Origin of the sequence: Photorhabdus akhurstii, assembly GCF_018448925.1 — a bacterium.
GTDB lineage: Bacteria > Pseudomonadota > Gammaproteobacteria > Enterobacterales > Enterobacteriaceae > Photorhabdus > Photorhabdus akhurstii.
The window spans coordinates 1-561 of the sequence record NZ_RCWE01000124.1 but is presented as its reverse complement, the minus strand read 5'-3'; the positions used below and the strand labels follow the sequence as shown (position 1 = coordinate 561).

The following is a 561-nucleotide window of genomic DNA, read 5'->3' as shown; positions in this document are numbered from 1 at the left end:
TCTGCTCAACCGTATGATGACGTCGGGAGACTCCAGTCGTGTGGGACGGCGACGTGCCGGCGGAAATCCGCGAATATCAGCACGGCCGGCTGAAAATGATCCGCCATCTGGTGTTTGACGGCTGGGAACTGGTGGCGCAGCAGACGCAGGCGTTTACGCTTAATCTGGACAACCGGGTGGAACTGATGGCCGGGGAGGTGCAGACTCAATATGCGGTCAGCGCCCCGACCGGCGAGCCGCTGGCGCTGTTCGACCCGACGGGTAAACGGGTGTGGCGGCGGCCGAAGCAGTCCCTGTACGGGCTGCGGCTGGGCGGACACGGCGAGAACCCGCAACTGGACCCGGGCCTCCGATTTGCCGGGCAACTTTTTGATGAAGAAAGTGGTTTATTTTATAACCGGTTCCGCTATTATTTGCCGGAAGGCTGTTGTTATCTCAGCCCTGACCCGCTCGGGCTAAATGGGGGTCCGAATCCGTATGCGTACGTCCATAATCCGGCAAACTGGATTGATCCGCTGGGTCTTGCTGGCTGTCCAACTGACTATAGTCAAAAGAGAAAAT

The 561-nt window shown here is 58.6% G+C and carries 1 pseudogene; it reads left to right on the top strand.

The features are described 5' to 3' along the window. Positions 1–29: 29 nt before the first annotated feature. Positions 30–561: pseudogene (locus EAE93_RS24055) on the top strand (RHS repeat domain-containing protein); the annotation flags it as partial.